Genomic DNA, 2,015 nt, shown 5'->3' with positions numbered 1-2,015 from the left:
GGAAGAGACGATGGGTCAAATCGTCGGCCGCGCGATCCGCGATCCATCTTACGGTTTGATCTTCGTCGGATTCTTCTCCTGTGGCTATCAGCTAGCCTTCATAACTGCGCATTTCCCGGCCCTCGTCACGGAAATGTCCGCGCCCATCGCGCCGGGCGGATTGCTCTACGGTCTGGGGGTCACGACGACCGCCGCACTCGGAGCGGTCGCGATTTCGCTGATCGGGCTGGCCAATATCGCGGGCACACTGGCCGCGGGCTGGGCCGGAAAACGCTACCCGAGGAAATATCTGCTGGCGGGTATCTACACTGGACGCACGGTCCTTGCCGCGGCCTTCATCATGACACCGATCACGCCCGAAACCGTTGTTCTGTTCTCGATCGGCCTCGGGACGCTCTGGCTGGCGACGGTGCCGCTCACCTCAGGGTTGGTCGCGCATCTTTTCGGGCTGCGCTACATGGGCACGCTTTACGGCATCGTCTTCTTCTCGCATCAGCTGGGCAGCTTTCTCGGCGTCTGGCTGGGCGGTTGGCTTTATGACATCTACGGCAGCTACACGGCGGTCTGGTGGGTCGGCGTCGGCGTCGGCGCCTTTTCGGCCATCGTCCACCTTCCGATCCGCGAACCCCGCGAGGCGGTCGCGGCCTAATCGACCTCGGTGAGAACCTCACGCACGAAAGCCGCAACCTGATCGGCATGAGTGAAGGGCAGCGCGTGATCGGCGCCCTTGATCACTTCCTGCCGGGCCTCCCTGTTCCATTGCGCGAGCTGTCCGACGGCGGTGATCGGGATCACGTCGTCGTCCTCTCCCCAGATCGCCATCACCGGCAAACCCTCGCGGGCGATTGTCTTGTGTTCACGCTCCTGCACCTGCGCCAGCAGTCCGCGCCGTGATGCAAGCACCGCCGGAAAATAGCCGCGCCGCCGGGTCTGGCTCATCTGGACGTCCGACAGGACACTGGCCTGCCGCCGGGCCTGCGCCCTGATTTGCCATCGCATCCGGCCCGGTCCTGTCGCAAGGTGCAGCCAGTCACCTACGCCCTTCATCCCGGCCCAGCGCGCGGTTGAGAACGGGGTGACCCCGGCTGTTGCCACCAGCATCAGGCGGCGCATCCGGTGGGTGTTTTGCGCGGCATACGCCGTGGCGATCGCACCGCCCATGGAATAGCCCAGCAGCGTCAGATCGTCATCGAGCCCCAGATGCATCAGCAGATCGTCGAGCTGGGTGACGAAATGATAGGCGTCCTGAGGCCCGTCGAAAGACTGCGAATAGCCGCGCCCATGCAGATCGTAGACCAACGTCCGAAAGCCCATTTCCCCCAGACGGGTGCCGATCTCGTCCCAGATGTCGCTCGGCGTTGTTAGCCCGTGGATCGCCACCAGGATCGGCCCGCGCGACGGCCCCATCCAGCGGTAATGCGTGATCCCCTGGGACAGCTCGATCAGAGTTCCGGGTGCGTTGCCCGGATCGGGCGCGGTGCGGCGCTCCTCGATCAGGAACGGTGTGATGGCCAGCGCGATCAGCACCAGGACGAGCAATATCCACCAGATCATCTGGACGCGTTCCATTTTTCAAGGATGTGTCGGCTGACCATCAAGTCCATATGCGCCCCGCCGCCGTTCTTGAAGAGCGTGATTTCATCGTCCGAGCGCCGTCGGAACCGGTCGATCTGGGTGTAATCCGCCACGATCGCGTCGGCGTCGATCACGCCTGCCTCCAACGGAATTTTCAGCTCGCCGATATGCCCCATCGTGGTCGCCCGTGCATCGACGAAGATGCGCGAACGCAGCAGCGCGGTGTCATCGGCCTCGCGCATGTCGGGGCGATAGGCGCCGATCAGGTCCAGATGCGTACCGGGACGCAGCCAGTCGCCAGAGATCAGCGGCTCGCGCACCATCGTGGCAGTGGTTACGATATCGGCGGAGCGCACGGCGGCTTCCAGATCGTCGGCCACCTCGGTCCGCTCGAAATCGCCCGCCAGCGATGCGGCGCTTTCGCGGGTGCGGTTCCAGAT

General features: G+C 64.2%; 3 protein-coding genes. 1 reads left to right on the top strand and 2 read right to left on the bottom strand.

Annotation, left to right across the window (positions count from 1 at the left end; genetic code table 11):
* Window positions 1-649, top strand: a 649-nt coding sequence (locus ACSHXH_RS19615; RefSeq protein ID WP_435673487.1) for an MFS transporter, incomplete at its 5' end; no start/stop codon positions are given.
* On the opposite strand, the gene ACSHXH_RS19610 is transcribed toward ACSHXH_RS19615, so the two are convergent.
* Entirely contained in the window at window positions 646-1,554 is a 909-nt protein-coding gene (locus tag ACSHXH_RS19610) for an alpha/beta fold hydrolase (protein ID WP_435673486.1), read from the bottom strand. The two genes, ACSHXH_RS19615 and ACSHXH_RS19610, sit on opposite strands and share 4 nt — an antisense overlap.
* On the bottom strand, window positions 1,551-2,015 hold a 465-nt coding region (locus tag ACSHXH_RS19605), incomplete at its 5' end, for an ornithine cyclodeaminase family protein (protein ID WP_435673485.1). The genes ACSHXH_RS19605 and ACSHXH_RS19610, both read right to left, overlap by 4 nt.

This window comes from Marivita sp. (genome assembly GCF_051251565.1).
Lineage (GTDB): Bacteria > Pseudomonadota > Alphaproteobacteria > Rhodobacterales > Rhodobacteraceae > Marivita.
This window is presented reverse-complemented; position numbering and strand designations above follow the sequence as displayed.

What these genes read in the sequence shown, in the direction of transcription:
- ACSHXH_RS19610 (WP_435673486.1), bottom strand. Translation starts at nt 1,554, where the DNA reads ATGATCTGGTGGATATTGCTCGTCCTGGTGCTGATCGCGCTGGCCATC.